The 23,423-nt window shown below is 53.7% G+C and carries 22 protein-coding genes; 12 read left to right on the forward strand and 10 right to left on the reverse strand.

Translation table 11 applies throughout. The annotated features are described in order from the left end of the window. The first annotated feature begins 37 nt into the window (after nt 1-37). From murC to mutT, 9 genes are all read left to right on the forward strand, one after another. Nucleotides 38-1,513: a UDP-N-acetylmuramate--L-alanine ligase gene (gene murC / locus BN2591_RS08075; protein WP_086870526.1), complete on the forward strand. Its 1,476-nt coding sequence runs from the start codon at nt 38-40 to the stop codon at nt 1,511-1,513. Beyond that, nucleotides 1,506-2,426 carry a D-alanine--D-alanine ligase gene (locus BN2591_RS08080; RefSeq protein WP_086870528.1) on the forward strand — a complete coding sequence of 307 codons (921 nt, stop codon included), beginning with the start codon at nt 1,506-1,508 and terminating at the stop codon, nt 2,424-2,426. Before murC ends, BN2591_RS08080 begins: the two co-directional genes overlap by 8 nt. Before the next feature lies 1 nt (nt 2,427). Continuing rightward, nucleotides 2,428-3,276: a cell division protein FtsQ gene (gene ftsQ, locus BN2591_RS08085; RefSeq protein WP_045511930.1), complete on the forward strand. Its 849-nt coding sequence runs from the start codon at nt 2,428-2,430 to the stop codon at nt 3,274-3,276. Continuing rightward, a complete protein-coding gene (gene ftsA / locus BN2591_RS08090; protein ID WP_017457932.1) occupies nt 3,273-4,529 on the forward strand; it encodes a cell division protein FtsA in 1,257 nt (418 codons plus the stop codon). Before ftsQ ends, ftsA begins: the two co-directional genes overlap by 4 nt. 61 nt (nt 4,530-4,590) lie before the next feature. Then, the gene (gene ftsZ / locus BN2591_RS08095; protein WP_007373153.1) at nt 4,591-5,739 is read left to right on the forward strand and encodes a cell division protein FtsZ; all 1,149 of its coding nucleotides are present in this window, start codon (nt 4,591-4,593) and stop codon (nt 5,737-5,739) included. A gap of 100 nt (nt 5,740-5,839) precedes the next feature. Further along, nucleotides 5,840-6,757: a UDP-3-O-acyl-N-acetylglucosamine deacetylase gene (gene lpxC / locus BN2591_RS08100; RefSeq protein WP_086870530.1), complete on the forward strand. Its 918-nt coding sequence runs from the start codon at nt 5,840-5,842 to the stop codon at nt 6,755-6,757. Nucleotides 6,758-7,036: 279 nt separating this feature from the next. Then, on the forward strand, nt 7,037-7,543 hold the full coding sequence (secM, locus tag BN2591_RS08105) for a secA translation cis-regulator SecM (protein ID WP_162842158.1): 507 nt from the start codon (nt 7,037-7,039) through the stop codon (nt 7,541-7,543). 61 nt (nt 7,544-7,604) lie between these two features. Then, nucleotides 7,605-10,310, forward strand: a complete 2,706-nt coding sequence (gene secA, locus BN2591_RS08110; protein WP_086870534.1) for a preprotein translocase subunit SecA — start codon at nt 7,605-7,607, stop codon at nt 10,308-10,310. A 59-nt stretch (nt 10,311-10,369) separates the two neighbouring features. Further along, entirely contained in the window at nt 10,370-10,759 is a 390-nt protein-coding gene (gene mutT, locus BN2591_RS08115; RefSeq protein WP_086870536.1) for an 8-oxo-dGTP diphosphatase MutT, read from the forward strand. Nucleotides 10,760-10,786: 27 nt separating this feature from the next. Here the strand turns inward: mutT and yacG are convergent, their stop codons facing one another. From yacG to coaE, 3 genes are read right to left on the reverse strand one after another with little or no spacing between them, the layout of a single operon-like run. Beyond that, complete coding sequence (gene yacG / locus BN2591_RS08120) at nt 10,787-10,981, reverse strand: DNA gyrase inhibitor YacG (protein ID WP_086870538.1); 195 nt, start codon at nt 10,979-10,981, stop codon at nt 10,787-10,789. A gap of 11 nt (nt 10,982-10,992) precedes the next feature. After that, entirely contained in the window at nt 10,993-11,736 is a 744-nt protein-coding gene (zapD, locus tag BN2591_RS08125; protein WP_086870540.1) for a cell division protein ZapD, read from the reverse strand. Further along, nucleotides 11,736-12,356 carry a dephospho-CoA kinase gene (coaE, locus tag BN2591_RS08130; protein WP_086870542.1) on the reverse strand — a complete coding sequence of 207 codons (621 nt, stop codon included), beginning with the start codon at nt 12,354-12,356 and terminating at the stop codon, nt 11,736-11,738. Before coaE ends, zapD begins: the two co-directional genes overlap by 1 nt. A gap of 320 nt (nt 12,357-12,676) precedes the next feature. On the opposite strand from coaE, the gene BN2591_RS08135 reads away from it, so the two are divergent. Beyond that, nucleotides 12,677-13,720, forward strand: a complete 1,044-nt coding sequence (locus tag BN2591_RS08135; protein WP_086870544.1) for a GMP reductase — start codon at nt 12,677-12,679, stop codon at nt 13,718-13,720. A gap of 32 nt (nt 13,721-13,752) precedes the next feature. Here the strand turns inward: BN2591_RS08135 and hofC are convergent, their stop codons facing one another. The 4 genes from hofC to nadC form a co-directional block, all read right to left on the reverse strand. Continuing rightward, nucleotides 13,753-14,955, reverse strand: a complete 1,203-nt coding sequence (gene hofC, locus BN2591_RS08140; protein ID WP_086870546.1) for a protein transport protein HofC — start codon at nt 14,953-14,955, stop codon at nt 13,753-13,755. Further along, entirely contained in the window at nt 14,945-16,339 is a 1,395-nt protein-coding gene (gspE, locus tag BN2591_RS08145) for a type II secretion system protein GspE (protein ID WP_086870547.1), read from the reverse strand. The genes hofC and gspE overlap by 11 nt, the downstream gene beginning before the upstream one ends. 9 nt (nt 16,340-16,348) lie before the next feature. Beyond that, complete coding sequence (ppdD, locus tag BN2591_RS08150) at nt 16,349-16,783, reverse strand: prepilin peptidase-dependent pilin (protein WP_020456560.1); 435 nt, start codon at nt 16,781-16,783, stop codon at nt 16,349-16,351. A gap of 177 nt (nt 16,784-16,960) precedes the next feature. Continuing rightward, entirely contained in the window at nt 16,961-17,854 is an 894-nt protein-coding gene (nadC, locus tag BN2591_RS08155) for a carboxylating nicotinate-nucleotide diphosphorylase (protein ID WP_086870549.1), read from the reverse strand. A gap of 129 nt (nt 17,855-17,983) precedes the next feature. Here nadC and ampD point away from each other — a divergent pair, with 129 nt between their 5' ends. Further along, entirely contained in the window at nt 17,984-18,547 is a 564-nt protein-coding gene (ampD, locus tag BN2591_RS08160; RefSeq protein ID WP_086870551.1) for a 1,6-anhydro-N-acetylmuramyl-L-alanine amidase AmpD, read from the forward strand. After that, nucleotides 18,544-19,398: a beta-lactamase regulator AmpE gene (gene ampE / locus BN2591_RS08165; RefSeq protein WP_086870553.1), complete on the forward strand. Its 855-nt coding sequence runs from the start codon at nt 18,544-18,546 to the stop codon at nt 19,396-19,398. The genes ampD and ampE overlap by 4 nt, the downstream gene beginning before the upstream one ends. Before the next feature lie 15 nt (nt 19,399-19,413). On the opposite strand, the gene BN2591_RS08170 is transcribed toward ampE, so the two are convergent. The 3 genes from BN2591_RS08170 to aroP all read right to left on the reverse strand — a co-directional run bounded on the left by BN2591_RS08170 (nt 19,414) and on the right by aroP (nt 23,313). Further along, nucleotides 19,414-20,364, reverse strand: a complete 951-nt coding sequence (locus BN2591_RS08170; RefSeq protein ID WP_086870555.1) for a glycoside hydrolase family 43 protein — start codon at nt 20,362-20,364, stop codon at nt 19,414-19,416. Continuing rightward, on the reverse strand, nt 20,364-21,767 hold the full coding sequence (locus BN2591_RS08175) for a glycoside-pentoside-hexuronide (GPH):cation symporter (protein WP_086870556.1): 1,404 nt from the start codon (nt 21,765-21,767) through the stop codon (nt 20,364-20,366). Before BN2591_RS08175 ends, BN2591_RS08170 begins: the two co-directional genes overlap by 1 nt. 172 nt (nt 21,768-21,939) lie before the next feature. Then, nucleotides 21,940-23,313, reverse strand: a complete 1,374-nt coding sequence (gene aroP, locus BN2591_RS08180) for an aromatic amino acid transporter AroP (RefSeq protein WP_086870558.1) — start codon at nt 23,311-23,313, stop codon at nt 21,940-21,942. Nucleotides 23,314-23,423: the final 110 nt, after the last annotated feature.

Raw genomic sequence — 23,423 nt, forward strand, 5'->3', positions numbered from 1 at the left:
CGTCGCGCAAATTTAAGTAGTCGATGGCGTTTAGAGAATGAATACACAAGAACTGGCGAAACTGCGTTCAATCGTGCCCGAGATGCGTCGCGTCCGGCACATTCACTTTGTCGGCATTGGCGGTGCTGGCATGGGCGGTATTGCCGAAGTGCTGGCCAACGAAGGTTACCAGATTAGCGGCTCTGATTTGGCGCCCAATCCGGTTACGCAGCAATTGACGTCGCTTGGCGCCACGATTTATTTCAACCACCGCCCGGAAAACGTGAGCGATGCGAGCGTTGTGGTGGTCTCCAGCGCGATCTCTGCCGATAACCCGGAAATCGTAGCGGCGCATGAAGCGCGCATTCCGGTGATCCGCCGCGCAGAGATGCTGGCGGAATTAATGCGTTTTCGCCACGGTATTGCCATTGCCGGTACGCACGGCAAAACAACCACCACGGCGATGGTGGCAAGTATTTATGCTGAAGCCGGGCTGGACCCGACTTTTGTCAATGGTGGCCTGGTTAAAGCCGCTGGCGTGCATGCGCGCCTGGGGCATAGCCGTTACCTGATCGCGGAGGCGGATGAGAGTGATGCCTCGTTCCTGCATCTGCAGCCGATGGTGGCGATTGTCACCAATATCGAAGCTGACCACATGGATACCTACCAGGGCGACTTCGAGAATTTAAAAACGACCTTTATCAACTTCCTGCACAACCTGCCGTTCTATGGACGTGCGGTGATGTGCGTCGACGATCCGGTGATTCGGGAGTTGTTGCCGCGTGTAGGTCGCCAGATTACCACCTACGGTTTTAGTGATGATGCTGATGTCCGTGTGGAAAACTACCGCCAGGTTGGGCCGCAAGGGCACTTTACGCTGGTGCGCCAGGATAAACCGGAACTGCGCGTGACGCTGAATGCGCCAGGTCGCCATAACGCGTTAAACGCGGCAGCAGCCGTTGCAGTGGCAACGGAAGAGGGGATTGAAGATGACGCGATCCTGCGTGCGCTGGAAAGCTTCCAGGGGACAGGCCGCCGTTTCGACTTCCTTGGTGAATACCCGCTGCAAGAGGTAAACGGTAAAGCCGGTACCGCAATGCTGGTTGACGATTATGGTCACCATCCGACAGAAGTGGACGCCACTATCAAAGCAGCGCGTGCAGGCTGGCCGGATAAAAACCTGGTGATGCTGTTTCAGCCGCACCGTTACACGCGTACACGTGATCTGTATGACGATTTTGCCAATGTGCTGACCCAGGTGGATTCGCTGTTGATGCTGGAAGTTTATCCGGCGGGTGAAGCAGCGATCCCTGGCGCAGATAGCCGTTCTCTGTGCCGCACTATTCGCGGGCGCGGCAAGATCGATCCGATTCTGGTGTCCGATCCGGCGCAGGTTGCCGCGATGCTGGCACCGGTGCTGACCGGCAACGATCTGATCCTGATCCAGGGGGCCGGTAACGTCGGTAAGATTGCGCGCAGCTTGGCCGAGAGCAAACTGAAACCGCAGACTGTGGAGGAGGAGCGCCGTGGCTGAGAAAGTAGCGGTTCTGCTGGGCGGAACCTCCGCCGAGCGCGACGTTTCGCTTAATTCCGGTGCAGCGGTGCTGGCTGGTTTGCGTGAGGGCGGCGTTGATGCGCATGGTGTGGATCCGCGCGATGCGGATGTCACCCGCCTGAAAGAGATGGGGTTCAGTAAAGCGTTTATCGCCCTGCATGGCCGTGGCGGCGAAGATGGCACCCTGCAGGGGCTACTTGAATTAACCGATATCCCATATACCGGGAGCGGTGTGATGGCCTCGGCGATTTCAATGGATAAATGGCGTAGCAAGCTACTGTGGCAGGGGGCGGGGTTGCCCGTTGCGCCGTGGATAGCTCTGACGCGCAGCGAATTTGAATCAGGCCTGAAAACTATTGATATTCAACGCATTGAGGAGCTGGGTTTACCTGTTATTGTCAAGCCCAGCCGCGAAGGCTCAAGCGTCGGAATGTCAAAAGTCGATAAAAAAGAAGAATTGCATGCAGCATTAGCGCTTGCATTTCAACATGATGATGAAGTTCTGATCGAAAAATGGCTCAGTGGGCCGGAATTTACTGTCGCATTGCTTGGAAACGAAATTTTACCGTCGATCCGTATTCAACCTGCGGGAATCTTCTATGATTATGAGGCGAAGTATCTCTCTGATGAGACGATGTATTTTTGCCCGTCAGGTCTGGAAGCGGACGATGAAGCAGCATTACAAGACCTGGCGCGTGAAGCCTGGCAAATTTTAGGCTGTCGCGGTTGGGGTCGTGTTGATGTCATGCTGGACAGCGATGGACAATTTTATTTGCTGGAAGCGAACACGTCGCCAGGGATGACCAGCCATAGCCTGGTGCCGATGGCAGCACGTCAGGCAGGGTTGAGTTTCTCCCAGTTAGTTGTTCGCATTCTGGAATTGGCGGAGTGATATGTCACAGGCTGCGCTGAACACGCGAAACCGCGAAGCGGAGGCTGTAAAAATCTCCCGCCGCAACAATGGAACGCGTCTTGCAGGTATCGTATTCCTGCTGACGGTGCTATGCACTGTGTTGGTGAGTGGCTGGGTGGTACTGGGCTGGATGGACGACGCGCAGCGTTTGCCGTTATCAAAGCTGGTGTTGACTGGCGATCGTCATTACACCCGCAACGATGATATTCGCCAGTCTATTTTGGCGTTGGGCGCGCCCGGCACGTTTATGACGCAGGACGTTAACATCATTCAAAGCCAGATAGAACGTCTGCCCTGGATCAAGCAGGCGAGCGTCAGAAAACAGTGGCCAGACGAATTGAAGATTCATCTGGTTGAATATGTGCCTATTGCACGGTGGAATGATCAACATATGGTCGATGTGGACGGCAACGCATTTAGCGTGCCGGCCGAACGTACCAGTAAGCAGGTTTTACCGATGTTGTACGGCCCTGAAGGGAGCGAAAGCGAAGTATTACAGGGCTACCGCGACATGGGGCAAGTGCTGGCAAAGGATAAATTCACGTTAAAAGAGGCGGCGATGACCGCGCGGCGTTCGTGGCAAGTTACGCTGAGTAATGACATCAAGCTTAATCTGGGCCGTGGCGATACGATGAAACGTCTGGCGCGCTTTGTGGAACTCTACCCGGTGCTCCAGCAGCAGGCGCAAACGGATGGCAAAGAGATTAGCTACGTGGATTTACGCTATGACTCAGGTGCGGCCGTAGGCTGGAAAGCGGCCCCTGTTCAGGAACCGAATCAGCAGCAAAATCAGGCACAACAGAATCAGGCACAGGCAGAGCAACAATGATCAAGGCGACGGACAGAAAACTGGTAGTTGGACTGGAGATTGGCACCGCGAAGGTCGCCGCTTTAGTAGGGGAAGTTCTGCCCGACGGTATTGTGAATATCATTGGCGTAGGCAGTTGTCCGTCTCGTGGGATGGATAAAGGCGGAGTGAACGATCTGGAATCGGTGGTGAAATGCGTTCAGCGCGCTATCGATCAGGCTGAATTGATGGCCGATTGCCAGATTTCATCGGTCTACCTTGCGCTCTCGGGGAAACATATTAGCTGTCAGAACGAAATTGGTATGGTGCCGATTTCGGAAGAAGAAGTTACGCAGGAAGATGTGGAAAACGTGGTGCATACGGCTAAATCGGTACGCGTGCGCGATGAACACCGTGTTTTACATGTGATTCCACAGGAGTACGCTATCGACTACCAGGAAGGGATTAAAAATCCGGTAGGTTTGTCCGGCGTACGCATGCAGGCGAAAGTGCATTTGATTACTTGCCATAACGATATGGCGAAAAACATCGTTAAAGCTGTTGAACGATGTGGATTGAAAGTTGACCAACTTATTTTTGCCGGACTGGCTTCCAGCTACTCAGTGCTGACTGAAGATGAACGTGAGCTGGGTGTCTGCGTTGTCGACATCGGCGGTGGTACAATGGATATGGCGGTTTATACCGGCGGTGCGCTGCGTCATACCAAAGTTATCCCTTATGCGGGGAACGTGGTTACCAGCGATATTGCGTATGCGTTTGGAACACCGCCGAGCGATGCTGAGGCGATTAAAGTTCGCCATGGTTGTGCCCTGGGTTCGCTGGTTGGCAAAGACGAGAGCGTTGAGGTGCCGAGTGTCGGCGGCCGTCCGCCACGTAGCCTGCAGCGCCAAACGCTGGCAGACGTAATAGAGCCGCGCTACACCGAGCTGCTCAACCTGGTGAACGACGAGATTTTGCAGTTGCAAGAACAGCTTCGCCAACAAGGTGTGAAACATCATCTGGCGGCGGGGATTGTGTTGACCGGTGGTGCTGCGCAAATGGAAGGCCTGGCGGCCTGCGCGCAGCGTGTGTTCCATACGCAGGTGCGTATCGGTGCGCCGCTCAATATTACTGGCTTAACGGATTACGCCCAGGAGCCTTACTATTCAACGGCGGTGGGGTTGCTGCACTACGGGAAAGAGACCCATTTAAGTGGTGAAGCAGAAGTTGAAAAACGCGTGTCAGTGGGTTCGTGGTTCAAACGAATCAACAGCTGGCTACGAAAAGAGTTTTAATTTTTTTCAGAGACCATAGAGAATTAGCGGTCTCAGGCGACAGGCACAACGGAGAGAGATTATGTTTGAACCGATGGAATTAACCAACGACGCGGTGATTAAAGTCATCGGCGTCGGTGGCGGCGGCGGTAACGCCGTAGAGCATATGGTGCGCGAGCGCATCGAAGGGGTTGAGTTCTTCGCGGTGAATACCGACGCGCAGGCGTTGCGTAAAACAGCGGTTGGGCAAACCATTCAGATCGGCGGTGGTATCACTAAAGGTCTGGGCGCTGGGGCAAACCCTGAAGTAGGCCGTAACGCGGCGGAAGAGGATCGTGAAGCGCTGCGCGCTGCGCTGGAAGGTGCTGACATGGTCTTTATCGCAGCGGGAATGGGTGGCGGTACCGGTACCGGTGCGGCGCCTGTAGTGGCTGAAGTTGCAAAAGATTTAGGCATCCTGACCGTTGCTGTCGTGACCAAGCCTTTCAATTTTGAAGGCAAGAAGCGTATGGCATTTGCGGAACAGGGGATCACTGAGCTTTCCAAGCATGTGGACTCGCTGATCACCATTCCTAACGACAAACTGTTGAAAGTGCTGGGGCGTGGTATTTCGCTGCTGGATGCATTTGGCGCGGCGAACGATGTATTGAAAGGCGCCGTGCAGGGTATTGCCGAACTGATTACGCGTCCGGGCCTGATGAACGTCGACTTTGCTGACGTGCGCACCGTGATGTCCGAAATGGGCTACGCAATGATGGGTTCTGGCGTTGCCAGCGGCGAAGATCGCGCGGAAGAAGCGGCCGAAATGGCCATTTCCAGCCCGCTGCTGGAAGATATCGATCTGTCTGGTGCGCGTGGTGTACTGGTTAACATTACGGCGGGCTTTGATCTGCGTCTGGATGAGTTCGAGACGGTAGGTAACACTATCCGTGCGTTTGCATCGGATAACGCAACCGTGGTGATCGGTACTTCCCTTGATCCGGATATGAACGACGAACTGCGTGTCACTGTTGTGGCGACCGGTATCGGTATGGACAAGCGTCCGGAAATTACCCTGGTCACCAATAAACAAGCGCAGCAGCCGGTAATGGATCGCTATCAGCAGCACGGTATGCAGCCGATGCAGCAGGAGCAGAAACCAGCGAAAGTGGTTAACGACAATACGCCGCAGACCACTAAAGAGCCTGATTATCTGGATATTCCAGCGTTTTTGCGTAAGCAAGCAGATTAAGAATTTGCTGGAAGTTGGGCTTCGTCGCTCTTTGTGCTAAACTGCCCGTCCGATTGTGTTATACACTTTGGATGGATTGGTAATTAGGCGAGATTATACGATGATCAAACAAAGGACACTTAAACGTATCGTTCAGGCGACTGGTGTCGGTTTACATACCGGCAAGAAAGTCACACTGACGTTGCGCCCTGCGCCGGCAAATACCGGGGTCATCTATCGTCGCACTGACTTAAATCCACCGGTGGACTTCCCGGCTGATGCTAAATCTGTGCGTGATACAATGCTCTGTACTTGTCTGGTGAATGAGCATGACGTGCGGATTTCAACCGTTGAGCACTTAAATGCTGCTCTGGCGGGGTTAGGCATCGACAATATTATTGTCGAAGTCGATGCGCCGGAAATTCCGATTATGGATGGCAGTGCTGCACCATTCGTTTACCTGCTGCTGGATGCAGGGCTCGAAGAGCTGAACAGTGCCAAAAAATTTGTTCGCATCAAAGAAACGGTGCGCGTTGAAGACGGTGACAAGTGGGCTGAGTTCAAACCGCATAACGGTTTTTCACTCGACTTCACCATCGACTTTAACCACCCGGCAATTGATGCCAGTACGCAACGTTACGCGATGAATTTCTCTGCCGACGCGTTTATGCGCCAGATTAGCCGTGCGCGTACCTTCGGTTTCATGCGTGATATCGAATACCTCCAGTCTCGCGGACTGTGCCTGGGCGGTAGCTTCGATTGTGCCATCGTAGTGGATGATTATCGCGTACTGAACGAAGACGGTCTGCGTTTCGAAGATGAATTTGTTCGCCACAAAATGCTGGATGCAATTGGCGATCTGTTCATGTGTGGTCACAACATTATTGGTGCATTTACCGCTTATAAATCTGGTCATGCGCTGAATAATAAACTGTTGCAGGCTGTTCTGGCGAAACAGGAAGCCTGGGAATATGTGACTTTCGAAGACGAAGCAGAACTGCCGCTGGCATTCAAAGCCCCGTCAACGGTTCTGGCGTAACGCCATAACCTCAAAATCGACTGGTTAACCTGGCACTCTCTCCGGTCAGGGAAACCAGTCGTTTTTATTTGTGCACTTCATAAAAAACGCCTGTGCGCAGAACCAATTCAAAATCTTATCTTTCCGCTTTTTCAGCGCGACTGCTGCTTTCCTGTCCAGTTTTCTACCTTGCAACGTCCGAATACTGCTGTGGCGTGGTGGCTTTAGTGGTAAGATTTGGGGCGTAAAACGACATATACTGACGCATTTTGAGACAGGCGTTATTTTAGGGTGGAGCAAGTGAGCGGAATACTGACGCGCTGGCGACAATTTGGCAGACGCTATTTCTGGCCGCATCTCTTATTAGGGATGGTCGCGGCAAGTTTTGGTTTGCCTGCGCTTGCCTGCAATACGGAAGCCGCTCAGCCTGCACGCGAAACGACCCGCAATCACGATAACGCCAGCGCGGTCAATTTCAGCAGTTTTGTCTTGCTGGAAGCCAAACGCCGTCCGAACTTTACCGTCGACTATTGGCACCAACATGCCATTCGCACCGTTATTCGCCATCTTTCGTTCGCCATGGCACCGCAAGCGCTGCCGGTGGCAACGGAAGAGCCGTTGCCGATTCAGGCACATCATCTTGCTTTGCTGGACACGCTCAGCGCGCTACTGACGCTGGAAAGCAAGCCGCCAGCAATTGTTCGCCTTGCTGACCAAACCTCCTTCGCACCGCCTGCTGCGTTTCGTGTTTCCGCCTGGATAAGCCAGGTACAAGGTATCCGCGCCGGGCCTCAACGTCTCAGCTAAAAAAACGAGTCTTTTTATCCATTTTTTAGCTCCGCAAAACGGGGCGCTTGAGATTTTTATTATGCTTACCAATTTGTTAACTAAAGTATTCGGTAGTCGTAACGATCGTACGCTGCGTCGCATGCGTAAAACTGTTGCCCAGATTAACGCCATGGAACCGGCCATGGAGCAGCTCAGCGATGACGAGCTGAAAGGTAAAACTGCTGAGTTCCGCGCGCGTCTGGAAAAAGGCGAAAGCGTAGATAGCCTGCTGCCAGAGGCGTTTGCGGTCGTACGCGAAGCGAGTAAACGCGTGTTCGGCATGCGCCATTTCGACGTGCAATTGCTGGGCGGTATGGTCCTGAACGATCGCTGTATCGCAGAGATGCGTACCGGTGAAGGTAAAACGTTAACCGCAACATTGCCGGCCTACCTGAACGCCCTGAGCGGTAAAGGCGTGCACGTCGTAACCGTGAACGACTATCTGGCGCAACGTGACGCCGAAAACAACCGTCCGCTGTTTGAATTTCTCGGCCTGAGCGTTGGCATCAACCTGCCGGGCATGCCGTCTGTCGCTAAGCGCGAAGCCTATGCCGCTGACATTACTTACGGCACAAACAACGAATACGGCTTCGATTACCTGCGCGATAACATGGCATTCAGCCCTGAAGAACGCGTGCAACGTAAACTGCATTACGCGCTGGTGGATGAGGTCGACTCCATCCTTATCGATGAAGCGCGCACCCCGCTGATCATCTCTGGTCCGGCGGAAGACAGCTCCGATCTGTATAAAAAAGTGAACAAAATCATTCCTCACCTGATTCGTCAGGAGAAAGAGGATTCCGACACTTTCCAGGGCGAAGGCCACTTCTCCGTAGACGAGAAAGCGCGTCAGGTTACCCTGACCGAACGTGGTCTGGTGCTGATTGAAGAGCTCCTGGTGAAAGAAGGCATCATGGAAGAGGGCGAGTCGCTCTACTCGCCAGCGAATATCATGCTGATGCACCATGTCACTGCTGCTTTGCGTGCCCACGCACTGTTTACCCGCGATGTTGACTACATCGTGAAAGATGGTGAAGTCATTATCGTTGACGAACACACCGGGCGTACCATGCAAGGGCGTCGCTGGTCAGATGGTCTGCACCAGGCTGTTGAAGCCAAAGAAGGCGTGGAGATCCAGAATGAAAACCAGACGCTGGCCTCGATCACCTTCCAGAACTATTTCCGCCTGTATGAAAAACTCGCCGGGATGACCGGTACTGCGGATACCGAAGCGTTCGAATTCAGTTCAATCTATAAACTGGATACCGTTGTCGTTCCGACTAACCGTCCGATGATCCGTAAAGATATGGCGGATCTGGTCTATATGACCGAAGCGGAAAAAATTCAGGCGATTATCGAAGATATTAAAGAGCGTACGGCAAAAGGCCAGCCGGTGCTGGTGGGGACTATCTCCATTGAAAAATCAGAAGTTGTGTCCAATGAGCTGACAAAAGCGGGCATCAAGCACAACGTTCTGAACGCCAAATTCCACGCCAAAGAAGCAGAGATCGTGGCGCAAGCGGGCTACACCGGTGCGGTGACCATTGCGACAAACATGGCGGGTCGTGGTACGGATATCGTGCTGGGCGGCAGCTGGCAGGCTGAGCTGGCAGAGATCGAAAACCCAACGCCTGAGCAAATCGCCAAAGTGAAAGCCGACTGGCAAGTGCGTCACGACGCGGTGCTGGCGGCTGGCGGCCTGCACATTATCGGTACTGAGCGTCATGAATCACGCCGTATCGATAACCAGTTACGTGGTCGTTCCGGTCGTCAGGGCGATGCGGGTTCCTCCCGTTTCTATCTTTCCATGGAAGATGCGCTGATGCGTATTTTCGCCTCCGACCGTGTTTCCGGCATGATGCGTAAGCTGGGGATGAAACCGGGTGAAGCGATTGAGCACCCGTGGGTCACTAAAGCCATTGCCAACGCTCAGCGTAAAGTGGAAAGCCGCAACTTTGATATTCGTAAGCAACTGCTGGAATACGATGATGTGGCCAACGATCAGCGCCGCGCGATTTACACCCAGCGTAACGAATTGCTGGACGTATCTGATGTTAGCGAAACGATCACCAGCATCCGTGAAGATGTCTTTAAAGCAACGATTGACGGCCATATTCCGCCGCAGTCGCTGGAAGAGATGTGGGATATCCCGGGTCTGCAGGAACGTCTGAAAAACGACTTCGACCTCGACCTTCCGATCGCAGAATGGCTGGATAAAGAGCCGGATCTGCATGAAGAAACGCTGCGTGAACGTATCCTGCAAAGCGCGGTTGAAACCTATCAGCGCAAAGAGGAAGTTGTTGGCGCCGAGATGATGCGCCACTTCGAAAAAGGCGTAATGCTGCAAACGCTTGATTCCCTGTGGAAAGAGCACCTGGCAGCGATGGATTATCTGCGTCAGGGTATCCACCTGCGTGGCTATGCGCAAAAAGATCCGAAGCAGGAATATAAGCGCGAATCTTTCGCCATGTTTGCTGCGATGCTGGAGTCGCTGAAATACGAAGTTATTAGTACCTTGAGTAAGGTACAGGTTCGGATGCCGGAAGAAGTGGAAGAGATGGAGCAGCAGCGCCGTCAGGAAGCAGAACGTCTGGCGCAGATGCAGCAACTGAGCCACCAGGATGACGAATCCGCCGCTGCGGCAGAGCTTGCCGCGCAAACTGGCGAACGCAAAGTAGGGCGCAACGATCCGTGCCCTTGTGGTTCAGGTAAAAAATACAAACAGTGCCACGGGCGTCTGGCATAACGCGTTGATATTAATTACTAAGGCGCAGATATCTGCGCCTTTTTTATGGGGTCTGCAAAATGAAAATACTCAACATCGCTGTAGGGATCATCCGTAATCCACAAGGAGAAATTTTTATTACCCGGCGAGCCGCCGATGCGCATATGGCAAATAAACTGGAGTTCCCGGGTGGCAAGATTGAGACCGGTGAAACACCGGAGCAAGCCATGATCCGCGAATTACAGGAAGAAGTGGGTATAACACCAGTTGAAGCGGTACTGTTTGATAAGCTGGAATATCAGTTCCCGGATCGCCATATCACGTTGTGGTTTTGGCTGGTAGAGCGCTGGGAAGGGCAACCCTGGGGCAAAGAGGGACAGCCAGGCGAGTGGATAGCGCAGGATAAGCTGAATGCGGACGATTTCCCGCCAGCAAATGAACCCGTTATTACCCGGCTGGCGCAGCGCTAAGCAACGCGCCAGCAAGTTCGTCAGCGATTACGGCTGCTCTTCACTCCAGTCGTCGCTGTCGGTGAGATCGCCTGCACTCGGAATACGTTTCTCTTCTGCTGCCCATTCGCCTAAGTCAATAAGTTGGCAGCGTTTGGAGCAGAAGGGGCGAAACGGGCTTTCTTCACTCCAGACCACAGGTTTGCCGCAGGTCGGGCAGTTAACCATCGTAGCTTCAGTCATTACGGAACTCCTTAACAGCAGGCCAGTTCAAAATCCAGCCGCTCCGGTACCAGGCCGTTTTCGCTGTCGAGGGGCATAAAACGAATAGCAAAGCGGCTCTTATGGCCGGAGATTTGTGGATATAAACGGTCTTTCAATGGTAATTGCAGGCGCAACAAGTCGGCATCTTCGCCATTATCCTGGTAAAAACCATTCAGGCTGGTCTGGCGACGAAATGGTGCAGCGTTGCGAATGAGATCGAGGATCAGCGATAGCGTTGCGCGCAGCGGCTCAAGGCTTGCAAGCCATAATTCGATTTGCGCATCGCGCTGTTCTTGCGGTAAGTGCAGCCACATATGCAGCGTGGGTAAATCGAAACTACAACATCCGCCAGGGATGCTCAGGCGCTGACGCACCAGCCCAATCAGGCGATCTTCACGTAACAACTGACCGATACGTGGTGCAGTCATCAATACCGCGCCACTCTCTTTTAACTGTTGCCGGATAGCGTCAATACGGTTGAGATCAACGCCAGGCAGTTCGCTCCAGGCTCGCAGTTTACGCTGCTGGCGTTCCAGCTCTTTCAGTAATTCAGTGCGGGTATCGCCCCGCTCAAACACATCCAGCAATTCACCTACGTTGCGGAAAAAGTGCAGCGCGTCAGCGTGATCGCTCACCGGTAAATGAACCGAAAGTTGTTGCAGTAAAAACTCAACGCGCAGCCAGGTACGCATCTTTTCGTTAAGCGGATGTTCAAAAAGAATGTGGGTGTGCATTACGGTTTTTCCTGTGATACGGCCTGCGAAGCATTGCGTAGATAGGTTGCATGCAGGCGGGCAACATCCGATGCTATCGCATCTGGTGCGCCATTATTGTCAATAACATCATCTGCGATGGCAAGTCGCGCTTCACGCGTGGCCTGTGCTGCGAGAATTTTTTCTACATGTTCGCGGCTGACGCCATCACGCTGCATGGTGCGTGAAATCTGTGTCTCAACCGGGACGTCGATGACTAAAACGCGATCGGCTTTATCATAAAGCTGGTTTTCCACCAGCAACGGAACAACCCACAGTACATAAGGTGATGTCGCTTGCGCAATCTGGCGTTGAGTCAGTTTTTGAATAAGTGGGTGGAGTAAGCCATTTAGCCATGCTTTCTCGGCTTGGGAAGCAAAAATATGTTCGCGCAACAAACGACGGTTCAGTGAGCCGTCCTTGAGGAGCATTTCTGCGCCGAAATGTCCGACAATGGCGCGTAATGCTTCAGTACCGGGTTCCACAACCTGACGTGCGATAATATCCGCGTCGATAACGGTAACACCCAATGCAGCAAAGGCATTTGCCACGGTGCTTTTACCGCTGCCGATGCCGCCTGTTAACGCGACCGTATACCCCATAACGCTTTGTCCTAAAATAGCCTGCCATTCATCACTATGCGCCTTCTTTTCCTGCTTTAGTAACGGTATTTTGCCGTCCCGGGTAAGAGAAAAACGCAAAAGTGCTAATATAATTATTAAATTATTCAGCGAGTTGTGTTTAAAGCAAGCGACAATGAAATCAATTAACCCAAACTTGCCTGTTCACCAGGTAAATTTATAGGATTGTAGCGTAAAAAAAGAGAATTTCGCAGTCTTGCGCGGTCCTTATTAGCGCGTATGATAGCGTCACTGGAGTTGTGAGTTTGTCATGTCGCCATTAACCCCAGGAATCTGCACCCATGCGTATTGAAGAAGATCTGAAATTAGGTTTTAAAGACGTTCTTATCCGCCCTAAACGTTCTACCCTCAAAAGCCGTTCCGATGTCGAACTGGAACGCAAATTCACCTTTAAACATTCCGGGATGAACTGGTCTGGTGTGCCGGTTATCGCTGCCAATATGGATACCGTAGGCACGTTCGCGATGGCGAAAGCGTTGGCCTCCTTCGATATTCTTACCGCTGTACACAAACACTACTCTGTTGAAGACTGGAAAGCCTTTGTTCAGCGTGAGTCTGCAGATGTGCTGCGTCATGTGATGGTTTCTACTGGTACATCCGATGCGGATTTCGAAAAAACCAAACAGATCCTCGCGTTACATGCAGATCTGAATTTTGTCTGCATCGATGTGGCGAACGGTTACTCAGAACATTTTGTGCAATTCGTTGTTAAAGCGCGTGCAGCCTGGCCGAATAAAACCATCTGTGCCGGTAACGTCGTAACGGGTGAAATGTGTGAGGAGCTCATTCTTTCCGGCGCCGATATCGTGAAAGTGGGTATTGGCCCGGGTTCTGTGTGCACCACACGGGTGAAAACCGGGGTCGGTTATCCTCAATTGTCTGCGGTGATCGAGTGTGCCGATGCGGCTCACGGCCTCGGCGGTCAGATTGTCAGTGATGGCGGCTGTACCGTGCCTGGCGATGTGGCGAAAGCGTTCGGTGGCGGCGCGGATTTCGTCATGCTCGGCGGTATGCTGGCGGGTCATGAAGAGAGCGGTGGCACCATCGTTGAAGAAAACGGTGAGAAATTCATGCTTTTCTATGGCATGAGCTCCGAATCCGCCATGAATCGTCACGTTGGTGGTGTTGCGGGTTATCGAGCGGCGGAAGGGAAAACCGTGAAGCTGGCACTGCGTGGCCCGGTGGAAAATACTGCGCGCGATATCCTCGGTGGTTTGCGTTCTGCCTGTACTTATGTTGGCGCTTCCCGCCTGAAAGAGCTGACCAAACGCACCACCTTTATCCGCGTTCAGGAGCAGGAAAACCGCGTTTTCAATAGCCTCTGATATTTTTGCAGGCGCACAGCGTTGCGCCTGCATTATCCGCCACCACTCATCGCATCTCCCAGATGAAAGATGGGCAAATACATCGCCACAACTAATACCCCGATAATAAGCCCTGTCCCCACCAGTAAGAGCGGCTCCAGCACTGCAGCCAGACCATCAGCCTGACGCTGGGTTTGCTCGCTATGATGTTGCGCCAGATTCTCCAGCATGCTATCCAGCGCCCCAGAAACTTCCCCTGTACGAACTAGCTGAATGCACAATGGCGGAAATTCACCACTCTCCTGTAACGCCGCCGAAATGGCCGCGCCCTGGGTAATTTCCTGATGTGCACGTCGCAGCACCGCCTGCCAGTAAGGGCAGGAGAGGGTTTCCCGTACACTCTCCAGCCCTTGCAAAAAAGCGATCCCTGCCCGCTGCGTCAGCGCAAGAACGGTAAATATCTGGCTCAGGCGCTGGCCACGAATCAGCGGGCCAATGATCGGGCTTGCCAGGAGTAACCGCTGTCGATGGCGTTGCCAGCCTGTATGGTTGCGCAGCATCCGTAAGACACCGACTGTTAAGAATGCGCAAATCATTAAGGGCAGTGCCGCTTGCTGCATGATTGCGGCACCCGCAATGACCCCTCGCGTCAGCATTGGCAGTGGGGTATTGAATGTCCGGTAAATGGCGGTAAATTCCGGCAGTACCAGATAGATCATTGCCAGCACCACGACGGCAGTCAGCGCGAGGATGATTAACGGATAACGCAGCGCTTTTTTCACCTTCAGTGTTAACTCTCGTTGCGCTTTTTGCTGGCTGGCGAGTTTAAAGCAGCACTCATCCAGCTTGCCGGTTAATTCACCGGTGCGAATCATCGCCAGCCAGAGCGGTGGAAATACCTCTGGCCACTGGCGCAGCGCAGCGGAGAAGGTTTCCCCCTGTTCCAGCGCTTGTGCCAGGTGGTGTAACAACGCACGCCATTGCTTTGCAGGGTACTGTTCTGCCAGAAGTTGTAACCCTTCCGGCAACGTTAATCCTGCCCGCAGTAAGGTTGCCAGTTGATGAAGTAACTGGCTGCTGTGTTCCGGCTTCCACAGTGCACGCCGTATAACGCAGCGCTTTATCGCAAGCGGATGGATTTGCTGTTGGTGCAACAGCAACAGTATGCTGGTGCGGTTTTCGCTCCATAACAGGCCGCTTTGCAGTTCGCCGCTTTTCTCAAGCCCGGACCATTGCCAGAGTTGTTTACTGGCCATCAGGGAAACCCAATATCCGAACCAGTTCCTCGAACGTGGTCAGCCCTTGCTCAACGGCGAGGCAGCCATGCTGAAAAAGCGTGGTCATCCCACCTGCGCGTGCCCGCTGTTCGATCTCATCCGCGCTGAGATCGCTGGCGATGGCCTGGCGAACGTCCGGGGTGATGGCGAGCACTTCGAATAACGCGACGCGTCCATAGAAACCGTGGTAGCACTGTTCGCAACCTTCGGCGCGCCAGCGAGGCAGCGGACGCGGCCACAGATTGCCGGGCAAATGATGGTTTTCTACCCCCAGTTTGCGGCAATGCGGGCAAAGCTTTCTCACCAGCCGCTGCGCGACAACCAATGATAGCGCGGAGGAGATCATCCAGCGCGCAACGCCCATTTGCTGAATGCGCACCAGCGTTTCGCTGGTAGAGTTGGTGTGCAATGTCGACAGCACCAGATGGCCGGTTTGTGCGGCTTTGATGGCAATTTCCGCCGTTTCGCCATCGCGGATTTCGCCGACCATGATGATATCGGGATCCTGGCGCAGTAGGGCGCGCAGCACGCTTTGAAAGGTCAACCCGGCGCGCGGGTTTATCTGTGTCTGATTTAAACCGTTCAGCGGGATCTCGACCGGATCTTCAACGCTACAAATGTTGACTTCCTGCTTGTTACGCGCCTGAAGTGCGCTGTATAGCGTTACTGTTTTACCACTGCCGGTTGGCCCGGTGACCAGTAACAACCCTTGTGGTTGCGCCAGCGCGTTATTAAAGAGCGCCATTTGCGCTTCCGTCATACCAAGGGCGGCGATCTCCAGGGCCTGGTTAACCTGGTGCAAAAGCCGCAAGACGACTTTTTCACCGTGGCGGCAGGGCAGGGTTGCGATACGAAACGAAATGGACTGCCCGGACAACTCGACATTGAACTGCCCATCCTGCGGGAGGCGTCGTTCGGCAATATCGAGATTACCAAGCACTTTTAGCCTTGCCGTCAGGGTGCTGGCAAGTGAGCCGGGTAGTGGCGATAAAGCATGCAGTACCCCGTCAACACGCAGGCGAATGACATACTGGGTTTCGCCGGGTTCAAAATGAATGTCGGAAGCGCGCAGCATCAGGGCCTGTTGCAGGGTGTGGTTTAAAATTTCAACCGCAGAGCCGCTCTCTTCTTTGGGTTCTTGTATTGCCGGCGCTGGAGCCTGCGCGGTTATCTGTTGGTGTTTATCCATCTGTTCTGCTGTCCAGCAACGGATATCGATGCGTTTTTGCACCGCGAATTGCAGGGATTCCATCAACTCTGTACTGGGGCTATCCACGACGGCAATAGTGAGCACATCGATTTCATTATTGAGCACTACCGCATTGTGGCGCTGGCAGAGCGCGATAAGTTTGTCCTCTTTCATTGCTGCTCCTTAGCGTCCGGTACGGAAAACATCTTCGCAAGCCTGTTGCAATGCGCTATCCGCTTGCGTATTGCAGGTGCGCGTCCAACCCTGCATGCCCTCTGCACTGTTCCACTGTGGTGTCATGACCACACTCAGCCCGTTCAGGCTTTCCTGGCCGGTCAGTGTGACGATGCCTTTTGCAACACTCATGGCAGAAACATATCGCGTGGTTGTCGGCGCGGGGATGCCATTACTGCTGGCATCACAGGTATCTAAGCCACCGCGCTCAAGTGCGCATAACTCGATTGCGGTGCGATAGGGAACATAGGCTTGCAGCATGTCGGTTAGCGCGGCTTTACGCAGGTAGTTTTGATAGGCGGGAATTCCGATAGCGCTCAAAATCGCAATGATGCCGATAACCACCATCAGCTCAATTAAGGTGAATCCTTGTTGTCTGTTCATAAACGGCTCCTTGTTTTGAGCCGCTACTCTGTCAGCCCCTGGGCCGGCTGGCGAGGTGTAAAAAGAAAGGTGGGAAAGAGGCTTCCAGCGTTATTGATGAAATTGCAGTTCACAACAAAAAAGGTGCGAGTTAACACGCAAAAAAAAACGGGCCAGCGGCCCGTTCAAAAGTGAGGACTAGCGAAAGCGCATTGACAGGTCGAGAGCGCGAACATGCTTGGTGAGCGCTCCGACAGAGATGTAATCAACACCGGTTTCGGCGTATTCGCGCAGGGTTTCCTGCGTCACGTTGCCGGAAACTTCCAGCCGCGCCTGGCCGTGGGTACGCTTCACGGCTTCGCGCATTTGTTCGGTGGCAAAGTTATCCAGCATGATGATATCCGCTCCGGCTTTCAGGGCGTCATCGAGCTCTTCCAGCGACTCCACCTCGACTTCAACCGGCACATCCGGATGCATCCAGAAGGCTTGTTCTACCGCCTTACGTACAGAACCCGCAGCGATAATATGGTTCTCTTTGATCAGAAATGCATCGGAAAGACCCAGCCGGTGGTTAGCGCCGCCGCCGCACAGCACCGCGTATTTCAGGGCGGTGCGCAGCCCTGGCAGCGTTTTGCGGGTATCCAGTAGCTGTGTTTTGGTGCCGTTGAGCAGATCCACATAGCGGCGCACTTCGCTGGCGACACCGGAGAGTGTCTGAACAAAATTGAGCGCGGTACGTTCGCCGGTCAACAACACGCGTGAGGGGCCTTCAAGCTCGAATAGCGGCTGGTTAGCGCGAATCGCGTCGCCATCCGCGACATGCCAGGTGATAGCGACATCATCGCCAGCCAGTTGAATAAAGACCTCTTCAACCCAGCGTTTGCCGCAGAATACGCCATCTTCACGGGTGATGATCACCGCATGAGAGCGGTTCTCTGGCGGTAACAATTGCGCGGTAATGTCGTTATTTGCATCGACTTCTCCACCTAAGTCTTCACGCAGGGCCTGAGCCACTGCGGCGGGAATATCCAGTTCGATGCGTTCGAGCAGCGCGTCACGTCGGTGATCGGGGTTATAGCGGCGAGGCGGCATGATAAACTCCAAAAAGGGTAACGAATCACAAAGTTAGGTGATGTCCTGCTGGCAACGCCATTACGGGACACAGTGCAAACATGCTACTCTGAAGCGTGTTTCAGCACCATCCTCTATAAGGAGTTCCTTATGCAGTTACGTAAGGGCTGGCTGGTCGAGGCGCGGCATGTGCCGTCTCCCCATTTTGATTGCCGCCCGGATGATGAACAGCCTTCATTGCTGGTGGTACATAATATTAGCCTGCCCCCCGGCAAATTTGGCGGCCCGTGGATAGACGCGCTGTTTACCGGCACGCTGGATGCCAGCGCCGATCCCTTCTTTGAAGAGATTGTTCATCTGCGTGTTTCCGCACACTGCCTGATTCGCCGCGACGGGGAGATTGTGCAGTATGTGCCTTTCGATAAACGCGCCTGGCATGCGGGCGTCTCTTCGTATCATGGGCGGGAACGCTGTAACGATTTTTCCATTGGTATTGAGCTTGAGGGCACCGATCATCTGCCTTATACCGATGCGCAATACCGTCAGCTGGCGGCAGTGGCACGAACGGTGATTGAGCTTTACCCGTCGATTGCCGACAATATGACCGGGCATAGCGATATCGCCCCCGAACGCAAGACCGATCCCGGGCCGGCTTTTGATTGGGCGAGATTCCGTGCGCTGGTTGCCGGTATGTCAGAAAAGGAGATGCCATGACATTATTCACTCTGCTGCTGGTGTTAGCAGCAGAACGGCTGTTTAAACTGGGCGAGCACTGGCAACTGGATCATCGGATGGAAGTGCTGTTCCGGCGGATAAAACACTACTCCATGTTCAGAACGTTGCTGATGACGGCGCTGGCGATGCTGGTTACCTTCCTGATTTTGCGTGCCTTGTATGGGCTGTTTTTCAATGTTCCGCTGCTGGTGGTGTGGATTTTGCTCGGCGTGTTGTGTATCGGCGCGGGTAAAGTGCGGCTCCATTATCACGCCTATCTGAAAGCGGCAGCGCGCAATGACGCCCATGCTCACACGGCAATGGCGAATGAGTTGACGCTGATCCACGGTGTACCGCCAGGCTGCGACGAGCGCGAGTTTCTGCGCGAGTTGCAAAACGCGCTGGTGTGGATCAACTTCCGTTTTTATCTCGGGCCAATGTTTTGGTTTATCGTCGGTGCGTCGTGGGGGCCCGTATTGCTGGTGGGTTACGCCTCACTGCGTGCGTGGCAATACTGGCTGGCGCGTTACAAAACGCCAAACGAACGTCAGCAGTCGGGCATTGATGCGATTTTGCATCTGCTGGATTGGGTACCGGTACGTCTCGCGGGCGTGGTTTATGCACTGGTCGGGCACGGAGAAAAAGCGCTCCCGGCCTGGTTTGCCTCGTTGGGCGATCGTCATGCTTCGCAGTACCAGGTGCTGACGCGTCTTGCGCAGTTCTCGCTGGCGCGCGAGCCGCACACCGATAAAGTCGAAACGCCGAAAGCCGCTGTCTCAATGGCGAAGAAAACGTCGCTGGTGCTGGTGGTCGTGGTGGCGTTGTTAACGATTTACGGCACGCTGATTTAACCGCGTGCCGCAGTATCACTGATTATCCGCTGCCGGGATGCCGAAATCGGGCATCCCGTTTTCTTGCCAGCGGATGGTTTTCAGGCGGGTATGGCGATTGGGATCGTAAAGCGGATCGTCTTCAATCTCGGTGTAATTGCGTGCGTGATAGACCAGCACATCTTCCCCTTCCGGCGTTTGCGTAAAACTGTTGTGCCCCGGTCCGTACTGGCGGTTTTCATAACTGGTTTTAAACACCGGCTGCGGCGATTTATGCCAGTTTTTGGGATCCTGCGGGTTGGCGGTGATATCGATCCACAACAAGCCCATGCAGTAGTTTTCGTCGGTGGCGCTGGCGGAATAACTCACAAAAAGTTTATCGCTGTGGAACAATACCGCCGGGCCTTCATTGACCAGAAAACCACGACACTCCCAGTCAAACTCTGGTTTGCTTAACATGACCGGTTCGCCTTTCAGCGTCCACGGATTTTCCATTTCCGCCAGGTAAAGATTAGAGTTACCGGCAATATCCGGCGCTTTTTGCGCCCATAAATACCAGCGTTTCCCCTGATGTTCAAAGGTCGTGGCATCGAGGGCAAACGTATCGAAAGGTGTTTTTACCTGGCCTTTTTCGACCCAGCGCCCGCTGAGCGGATCGGCATCCGCGCACTCCAGTACGAACATGCGGTGCTGGAACATATTCAGCGCATCCAGCGCCTTAGTCCATGTCGCGGCAAAATATAAATACCATTTATCCTCAATGTGATGCAGTTCCGGCGCCCAGATAAGCTCGCTCATCGGCCCGCTTTGCGGTTTGCGCCAGACTACGCTTGCCTGCGCGTGACGCAGACCTTCCAGCGTGGCGGCACGACGGATCTCCAGTCGGTCATATTCCGGCACCGAGGCTACGAAGTAGTACTCGCCTTGATGGTGCAGGATAAACGGATCGGCACGCTGTTCAATAAACGGGTTCGGCCAGGTATTCATTATGCATTCCTTACGTTATCGCCCGCCGGTAGAGGCTGATTTTCCGTCAGTTCATGGTAGTTGACGCGGCGTTTTTCCAGATCCGCCTGGATCTGTTTCATCAATTCACGGTCGACTTTCAGCAGGCGCACCACGCCTGCGGTGATCAGGTAGCCCACGCCCGGAATAATAGTAAACAGCAGCATGATTCCGTTAATGGCGCTGGCGCTTTGCTGTTTGGCTCCGGCGTCATAGCCGTACCAGGAGAGCAGGAAACCGACCATCGCCCCGGCAACTGCCAGGCCCACTTTCAGGAAGAACAGGTTGCCGGAGAAGCTCATACCGGTAATGCGTTTGCCGGTTTTCCACTCGCCGTAATCATCGACATCCGCCATCAGCGACCAGTGCAGCGGGGAAGGGATCTGATGCAGAATGTTCAGCAGGAAGTAGAGCACCACAATCAGCACCGTGGCGTGCGGGTCAAAGAAGTAAAAGGCGCAGGAGAAAAACGCCAGCACGATATTGGTCCAGAAGAAGACTTTCAGTTTGCACCAGCGGTCGGTCAATACTTTCGCCAGCATACTGCCGAACATCATGCCGACCACGCCAAGGCTAATAAACATCGTCGCGAAATGGGTGCTTTCCCCCATCACCCAGGTGACGTAATACATGGTCGCCGCCATGCGGATAAAACCGGGACAAACGTTGCAGAGCGTCAGCAACAAGATGCGCACCCATTGATCGTTTTTCCACACATCTTTGAAGTCTTTCTTCAGATCATCGTTGGTTGGCACCGCCGGGCGGATACGCTCGCGCACGGTGGCAAAGCAGAACAGGAACATGCACATGCCGATAAATGCCAGTACCGTCATTGCCATCTGGTAGCCTTTGGCTTTATCGGCACCGCCGAACCACTCAGCCATCGGCAGCAGCGTGAGCGACAACAGCAGGGTTGCAATCCCCACCATCACAAAACGGTAAGACTGGCAGGCAACGCGCTCTTTCGGGTCGTTGGTGATCACGCCGCCCAGCGAGCAGTAGGGGATATTGATCGCGGTATACGTCAGCGACAACAGGAAATAGGTGACAAAGGCATAGATAACTTTACTGTTATAAGTCCACTCCGGCGTGGTGAACATCAGCACGCTGAAAACGGCGTAAGGTACGGCTATCCACAACAGCCACGGGCGAAAACGGCCATATTTACTTTGTGTCCTGTCAGCAAGCGCTCCCATCAGCGGGTCGGTCACCGCATCAATCACGCGAATCGACAGCAGTAATACCCCAACCAGCGCAGGTGCGAGGCCGAAGATATCAGTATAGAAATAGTTAACAAACAGCATGATAGCGCCAAAGATGATGTTGCATCCGGCGTCGCCCATGCCATAGCCAATCTTTTCTTTAACAGACAGTTTGTTGTCCATTGCCGGTTCTCCCTTTGAGATATGGCATGAAGTATTTGTCTGTAAGTTTTTGTTTGCGTAGCAGGATCAGGCCGCAGAGATGGACAAAATGGCTATGGAAAGGAAAGTGTGAGGAAGTTAACACAGTGATAACAACCCTCTCCCGGGCGGGAGAGGGCAGAACGGATAAGGATTAATGCGCTTTCACGGCATTGGCGTTTTTCTGCTTCAGCAGGTAGCCGACGCCGAGGATGGCAATCCACACTGGGATCAGGTAAACCGATATCGCCATGCCGTCTGTCATCAGCATGATCACCAGCACCGCCGCCATAAACACCAGGCAGATCCAGTTCCCCAGCGGGTAGAACAGCGCCGGGAAGCGCGGTGTTACACCTTGCTGTTTTTTGGCGCGGCGAAAACGCATGTGCGCCAGGCTAATCATCGCCCAGTTGATCACCAGCGCGGAAACCACCAGCGCCATCAGCAGACCAAATGCGGATTCCGGGGCGAAGTAGTTGATCAGCACGCACAGCGCGGTAAACAGCGCAGAAGTGATGATGGTGTTCACCGGCACGCCGCGTTTATCCACTTGTTGCAGTATTTTCGGCGCGTTGCCCTGTTTTGCCAGACCGAACAGCATACGGCTGTTGCAGTACACGCAGCTGTTATAAACAGAGAGCGCGGCAGTCAGCACCACAATGTTCAACGCATTGGCCACAAACGCGTCGCCCAGTTCATGGAAGATCAGCACAAACGGGCTGGTATCAGAAGTAACGCGCGTCCACGGCAGCAGGGAGAGCAGCACGGCCAGCGAACCCACATAGAAGATCAGAATACGGTAGATAACCTGGTTGGTGGCTTTGGGAATGCTTTGTTCCGGGTTGTCGGCTTCTGCGGCGGTGATCCCCACCAGCTCCAGACCACCGAAAGAGAACATGATGATCGCCATCATCATCACCAGCCCACCGATGCCGTGCGGCAGGAAACCGCCCTGTTCCCACAGGTTACGCACGGTGGCCTGCGGACCCGCGCTACCGCTAAACAGCAACCAGCCGCCAAACACGATCATCGCCACAACCGCGAAAACCTTAATAATGGCGAACCAGAACTCCATTTCGCCAAACACTTTAACGTTGGTCAGGTTGATGGCGTTGATAATGACAAAGAACACGGCGGCGGAGACCCAGGTTGGGATTTCTGGCCACCAGAACTGAATATATTTCCCGACGGCAGTGAGTTCCGCCATCGCCACCAGCACGTACAACACCCAGTAATTCCAGCCGGAAGCAAAGCCTGCAAAGCTGCCCCAATATTTGTAGGCGAAGTGGCTGAATGAACCGGCTACCGGCTCTTCAACCACCATTTCGCCCAGCTGGCGCATGATGAGAAACGCGATAAAACCGGCAATGGCATAACCCAGAATTATCCCCGGGCCGGCAGATTGAATGACGGATGCGCTGCCCAGAAACAGGCCAGTCCCAATAGCGCCACCCAGCGCGATAAGCTGAATGTGGCGGTTCTTAAGGCCGCGCTTTAGCTGATCGCCGTGCTGTTGACCTTCCATTATTAAACCTCGTGTGTGGTTGTTATTTGTACGCTGCGGTTTGCGTGTAATAAATAAATTCCGTTTTTTGTATTTTTTAGTTTACGAAATGTCGACGGGTTTTTTCGTCAATC

The sequence above is a fragment of the Kosakonia pseudosacchari genome (assembly GCF_900184035.1).
Lineage (GTDB): Bacteria > Pseudomonadota > Gammaproteobacteria > Enterobacterales > Enterobacteriaceae > Kosakonia > Kosakonia pseudosacchari.

Coding starts and splice junctions, on each gene's coding strand:
- murC (WP_086870526.1), top strand. CDS start 38: ATGAATACACAAGAACTGGCGAAACTGCGTTCAATCGTGCCCGAGATG.
- ftsQ (WP_045511930.1), top strand. CDS start 2,428: ATGTCACAGGCTGCGCTGAACACGCGAAACCGCGAAGCGGAGGCTGTA.
- ftsA (WP_017457932.1), top strand. CDS start 3,273: ATGATCAAGGCGACGGACAGAAAACTGGTAGTTGGACTGGAGATTGGC.
- ftsZ (WP_007373153.1), top strand. CDS start 4,591: ATGTTTGAACCGATGGAATTAACCAACGACGCGGTGATTAAAGTCATC.
- lpxC (WP_086870530.1), top strand. CDS start 5,840: ATGATCAAACAAAGGACACTTAAACGTATCGTTCAGGCGACTGGTGTC.
- secA (WP_086870534.1), top strand. CDS start 7,605: ATGCTTACCAATTTGTTAACTAAAGTATTCGGTAGTCGTAACGATCGT.
- mutT (WP_086870536.1), top strand. CDS start 10,370: ATGAAAATACTCAACATCGCTGTAGGGATCATCCGTAATCCACAAGGA.
- yacG (WP_086870538.1), bottom strand. CDS start 10,981: ATGACTGAAGCTACGATGGTTAACTGCCCGACCTGCGGCAAACCTGTG.
- zapD (WP_086870540.1), bottom strand. CDS start 11,736: ATGCACACCCACATTCTTTTTGAACATCCGCTTAACGAAAAGATGCGT.
- coaE (WP_086870542.1), bottom strand. CDS start 12,356: ATGGGGTATACGGTCGCGTTAACAGGCGGCATCGGCAGCGGTAAAAGC.
- BN2591_RS08135 (WP_086870544.1), top strand. CDS start 12,677: ATGCGTATTGAAGAAGATCTGAAATTAGGTTTTAAAGACGTTCTTATC.
- hofC (WP_086870546.1), bottom strand. CDS start 14,955: ATGGCCAGTAAACAACTCTGGCAATGGTCCGGGCTTGAGAAAAGCGGC.
- gspE (WP_086870547.1), bottom strand. CDS start 16,339: ATGAAAGAGGACAAACTTATCGCGCTCTGCCAGCGCCACAATGCGGTA.
- ppdD (WP_020456560.1), bottom strand. CDS start 16,783: ATGAACAGACAACAAGGATTCACCTTAATTGAGCTGATGGTGGTTATC.
- nadC (WP_086870549.1), bottom strand. CDS start 17,854: ATGCCGCCTCGCCGCTATAACCCCGATCACCGACGTGACGCGCTGCTC.
- ampD (WP_086870551.1), top strand. CDS start 17,984: ATGCAGTTACGTAAGGGCTGGCTGGTCGAGGCGCGGCATGTGCCGTCT.
- ampE (WP_086870553.1), top strand. CDS start 18,544: ATGACATTATTCACTCTGCTGCTGGTGTTAGCAGCAGAACGGCTGTTT.
- BN2591_RS08170 (WP_086870555.1), bottom strand. CDS start 20,364: ATGAATACCTGGCCGAACCCGTTTATTGAACAGCGTGCCGATCCGTTT.
- BN2591_RS08175 (WP_086870556.1), bottom strand. CDS start 21,767: ATGGACAACAAACTGTCTGTTAAAGAAAAGATTGGCTATGGCATGGGC.